The sequence below is a fragment of the Rhodopseudomonas sp. genome (genome assembly GCF_048594845.1).
Taxonomy (GTDB): domain Bacteria; phylum Pseudomonadota; class Alphaproteobacteria; order Rhizobiales; family Xanthobacteraceae; genus Rhodopseudomonas.
Window position 1 is genome coordinate 1 of record NZ_JBMDXE010000076.1, and the last position, 4,613, is coordinate 4,613.

General features: G+C 66.7%; 6 protein-coding genes. 5 read left to right on the forward strand and 1 reads right to left on the reverse strand.

Going from position 1 to position 4,613, the window contains the following annotated elements:
- On the reverse strand, nt 1-888 hold an 888-nt coding region (locus tag ACOJTD_RS04135; protein WP_420131664.1), incomplete at its 3' end, for a Bug family tripartite tricarboxylate transporter substrate binding protein.
- 139 nt (nt 889-1,027) lie between these two features.
- Here ACOJTD_RS04135 and ACOJTD_RS04140 point away from each other — a divergent pair.
- From ACOJTD_RS04140 to ACOJTD_RS04160, 5 genes are all read left to right on the forward strand, one after another.
- On the forward strand, nt 1,028-1,612 hold the full coding sequence (locus ACOJTD_RS04140; RefSeq protein ID WP_420131665.1) for an NnrU family protein: 585 nt from the start codon (nt 1,028-1,030) through the stop codon (nt 1,610-1,612).
- Nucleotides 1,613-1,614: 2 nt separating this feature from the next.
- Nucleotides 1,615-2,436 (forward strand): 3-methyl-2-oxobutanoate hydroxymethyltransferase, encoded by an 822-nt coding sequence (gene panB / locus ACOJTD_RS04145; RefSeq protein ID WP_420131666.1) that lies wholly within the window; start codon nt 1,615-1,617, stop codon nt 2,434-2,436.
- Between the two features lie 248 nt (nt 2,437-2,684).
- Nucleotides 2,685-3,338, forward strand: coding sequence for a tetratricopeptide repeat protein (locus ACOJTD_RS04150; RefSeq protein ID WP_420131667.1), 654 nt, complete (start codon nt 2,685-2,687; stop codon nt 3,336-3,338).
- A 70-nt stretch (nt 3,339-3,408) separates the two neighbouring features.
- Nucleotides 3,409-3,930: a hypothetical protein gene (locus tag ACOJTD_RS04155; RefSeq protein ID WP_420131668.1), complete on the forward strand. Its 522-nt coding sequence runs from the start codon at nt 3,409-3,411 to the stop codon at nt 3,928-3,930.
- A 72-nt stretch (nt 3,931-4,002) separates the two neighbouring features.
- Nucleotides 4,003-4,613: GTPase (locus ACOJTD_RS04160; RefSeq protein WP_420131669.1), on the forward strand; the 611-nt coding region annotated here is incomplete at its 3' end.

A 4,613-nucleotide genomic window follows, 5' to 3' on the forward strand; every position in this document is an offset into this window, starting at 1 on the left:
CATCTGGACTTTCAGCTTCTCGATCACCGCCGGCTCGGCGAGCGACTGCCGCACCTCGGCGTTGATCGCGTCGACCAATGCAGTCGGCGTACCGCGCGGAGCGATCAGCGCGTTCCAGGCGTCGGACTGGACGTCAATGCCGCTCTCTTTCAACGTCGGCACCTCGGGAAGAAACGGCGAGCGCTGCGGCGTCGACACTGCGAGGATCTTCATCGTGCCCGACGCGAGTTGCGGCGCGACCGAGATCGCCGGCAGGCAGGCGGCCTGCACGTCGCCGCGGATCAGCGCCGTCACCGCATTGGGCGAGCCGGCATACGGAATATGCACCAGCTTGGCACCGGCCTGCTGCGCGATCGCCTCCATGCACAGCTGCGACAGCGAGCCGGCGCCGATCGACGCATAAGCGAGGCTGCTGCCCGGCGCTTTCAACTTAGCGACGAACTCCGCGACGTTGCTGACGCCGAGGCTGGTCGGCACCACCAGCACGTTCGGGAGCCGCGTCAGCATCGTCACCGGCGTGATGTCGCGCTCCGGATCATACGGCAGCCTAGCGAAAACCATCTGGTTGATCACCAGCGGGCCGGGGATCGAGATGCCGAGCGTCGCGCCGTCCGGCGCCGCCTTAGCCACTGCATCGGTACCGATATTGCCGGCGGCGCCGGGCTTGTTCTCGACCACGAAGCTCGTTCCCGGATGTCGCGCCTGCAGGCTGTCGGCGAGAACGCGGCCGACGATGTCCGGCGTCGATCCCGCACCGAACGGCACGACGATCCGCACCAGTTTCGGCGGCCAGGCTGCTGGCTCCGCCGCCGCAGCGTTGCCGAACGCCGAAATGGCGGCCCCGAACATCGCCAGCGTCAGCGTTCGCCGGAAGAAGTCTGCCAGCATTTGCATCGATCCTGTAAACAGTGATACCCGGATTTCGCCCGCGCGGCGCCGTGCGGCGGCCACGCGACGGCGCGGACCTTAGGGGGATTTGGCCGGCGCGCAAACCGCCGCATGCGCCGGCCGAGACAGGAGTGACGCGATGGGACTTGGGGTGATGATCCTCGGCCTGGTGCTGTTCATCGGCATCCATGTCGTGACCACGCGGCGCGACCTGCGCAGCAAGCTGATCGGGATCGGCGGCGAGGCCGTCTACAAGATCGCCTATGCGGTGCTGGCGATCGGCGGTCTCCTCCTGATTGCCTACGGGTTCGGCGCCTATCGCGCCCACGGCTGGATCGACGTCTGGTATCCTCCGCGCTGGACCAAACATCTCACCGCGCTGCTGATGCTGCCGATGGCGATCCTGCTCGCCGCCGCGTATTCGCGCGGCCGCATCTACGCGGCGGTGAAGCATCCGATGCTCACCGCGGTGAAGCTGTGGGCGGTCGGGCATCTGATCGCCAACGGCGATCTCGGCTCGATCATCCTGTTCGGCTCGCTGCTGGCCTGGGCGGTGTACGACCGCATCTCGCTGAAGCGTCGCAGCGATGCCGGCGGTCCGCCGATCCCGGTCGGCGGCGCCAAGAACGACGTCATCGCCATCGTGGCCGGCGTGGTGCTGTATCTCGCACTCGCCTTCGTCTTCCATCCCTACGTCATCGGCGTATCCGTGTTCGGAGCCTAAGCATGTCTGTTCAATCGACCATCCGCCGCAAGACGGCGCCGGACATCCGCGCGCGCAAGGGCGGCGATCCGATCGTGATGCTGACCTCGTATCACGCCCACACCGCGTCGCTGGTCGACCGCTACTGCGACGCCATTCTGGTCGGCGACTCGCTCGGCAACGTCATGCACGGCTTCGAGACCACCGTGCCGGTGACGCTCGACATGATGATCCTGCAGGGCCACGCGGTGATGCGTGGCTCGCAGCACGCGCTGGTCGTGGTCGACATGCCGTTCGGCTCGTATGAAGCCTCGAAGGAGCAGGCCTTCCACTCCGCCGCGCGTATTCTCAAGGAGACTCACTGCGGCGCCGTGAAGCTCGAAGGCGGCCTGCGCATGGCTGAGACCATCCGGTTTCTCACCGAGCGTGGCATTCCGGTGATGGGCCACATCGGCCTGACGCCGCAGTCGATCAACACGCTGGGCTCGTTCCGCGCGCAAGGGCGCGAGGAGGGCAGCTGGGAACCGATCGAAGCCGACGCCAAGGCGGTCGCCGAGGCCGGCGCGTTCTCGGTCGTGGTCGAAGCAGTCGCCGAACCGCTCGGCCGCAAGATCACCGAGACGATCGCGATCCCGACCATCGGCATCGGCGCCAGCGCCGCCTGCGACGGTCAGGTGCTGGTGCTGGAAGACATGCTCGGCCTGTCGCCGAAGCCGCCGAAATTCGTCAAGCGCTATGGCGAGCTTGGACCCGGCATCGAGGCGGCGATCAAGGGCTACGCCGAGGAGGTCCGCTCGCGCGCCTTCCCGGGTCCGGAGCATGTCTACGGCATGAAGAGGAGCTGACAATCGTTGGCAACTGAGGCGCTGCTCCGGTTGGATCGGTGCCTTGGGTTTGCCTGAAGTTTGCCGCATGCTTTTCGGCGCCAGCGGGTCGCAAAGCTTCGGTTGATCGTTTCGGGACATCTCCTTGATTTGGCTGGCTTTGCCTTGCCAGCGCCATAACGCTAGGGTATCGCCGCCGCAGCGTCTGGGGGACGGGCGCGCGGCGCATCAGGGCGACAGCGCCGCCCGTCGGGACAGGAAATCCATAAGTGTCTGAATTATTTAATGAAGTCGATGAGGAAGTGCGTCGCGAGCGGCTCAAGCAGCTGTGGGACAAGTACTCGCTTCTGATCATCATTGTCTCCGTCCTGATCGTCGCCGGCGTCGGCGGCTGGCGCGCCTATCAATATTTCGAGTCCAAGAAGGCCGCAGAAGCCGGCGCCGCCTTCACCGCTGCGGCCGACCTCGCCGACCAGAACAAACACGCCGAAGCCGAGGCCGCCTTCAACAAGGTCGCCGCAACGGCGCCAACCGGTTATCGCAATCTCGCGCGGCTCCGCGCCGCTGCCGAAGCCGCCGTGGGCGATCCGCAGCAGGGTGTGAAGCTCTACGATGCGATCGCGGCCGACCGCGCCGTGCCGGCGCAGGATCGCGATCTCGCGAACCTTCGGGCCGGCCAGCTGCTGGTCGATACCGCGGCCTACAACGACATGGTGCAGCGGCTCGAGCCGATCTCAGGTCCGGGCGCTATCTACCGTCACACCGCGCGTGAGCTGCTGGCGCTATCTGCTTGGCGGGCCAACAATGTTGCGGCGACGCGGCAGTGGATCGAGCAGATCAATCTCGATCCGGAGACGCCGGCAAGCCTGCGCAACCGCGCCGAAGTTCTGCAGGCGCTGCTGCCGCCCGCTGCCAAGAGCTAATTCGACAACCGGCTAGTTCGAGACCGACCGGCAGTATCGCCAACGTTCGAGTTCACGTGAGACACCGTCCATGCGCCGTTCGCACCGCCTGATCTCCCTTGCCGTCCTGCTCGCCCTCTCGAGCGGACTGGCCGGCTGTGGCAGCCTCGGTGGCTGGGACCCGACCGATATGTTCGACTTCCTCGACAACAAGAAAAAGCTCGCGGGCGAACGCAAGCCGGTCTTCCCCGAGGGCGTGCCCGGCCTCGAGCAAGGCGTGCCGAAGAGCCTGTACAAGGGCGCGCAGCAGGATCAGGCGGCAGTCGACGCCGCGCCCGCGCCGCCGCCCGTCGAAGAAGCCAAGCCGAAGCGCTCGCGGTCGCACCGCAACTCCGCCGCCGCGCGGCCTGCGCCTCAAGCCGAACCCGCGCCCGAAGAAGACGGCAGCACGGCCGCTGCGCCACCCGCGCCGAAGCCGGCGAAGCAAGCCCGCCGCCGGAGTACCACGGTTCCCGCGGCCGACCAGCCCGCCGCCGAGTCTGCTCCGGCCCAGCAGCAGCAGGGCACGTCGGCCTTCCCGGCGCCGATGCCGAGCGGCAGCTTTCAGCGCTGATCTGACGGCCGGACGCGCCTCCGGCGTGTCGCGACATTGACAGCCGACCGCTTCTCGGCGCACGGATCAGCCATGTCGTTCACCATCGCCATTATCGGCCGGCCCAATGTCGGCAAATCGACGCTGTTCAATCGTCTGGTCGGGCAAAAGCTCGCGCTGGTCGACGACACGCCCGGAGTCACCCGCGACCGCCGCGAGGGCGAAGGACGCCTCGGCGATCTCGAATTCACTATCATCGACACCGCTGGTCTCGACGAAGGCGCCAAGGGATCACTGACGGCCCGGATGCAGCAGCAGACCGAGACCGCGATCGAACTCGCCGACGCGCTGATGTTCGTGTTCGACGCGCGTATGGGCCTGACGCCGAACGACCGCGCCTTCGCGGACTTCGCGCGCCGCGCGAACAAGCCGGTGGTGCTGGTCGCCAACAAGAGCGAGGGCAAGCACGGCGAGATCGGCGCAATGGAATCTTACGCGCTGGGTCTCGGCGATCCGGTACAGATTTCGGCTGAGCACGGCGAAGGCCTCAGCGAGCTTTACGACGCGCTGCGCGTGCTGATGCCGGAGCCCGTGGAAGAGGACGACGAGAACCTCAACGAACTGACCGATGAGGAAATCGCCCGGCGCCCGATCCGCGTCGCGATCGTCGGTCGGCCTAACGCGGGCAAATCCACTTTCATCAA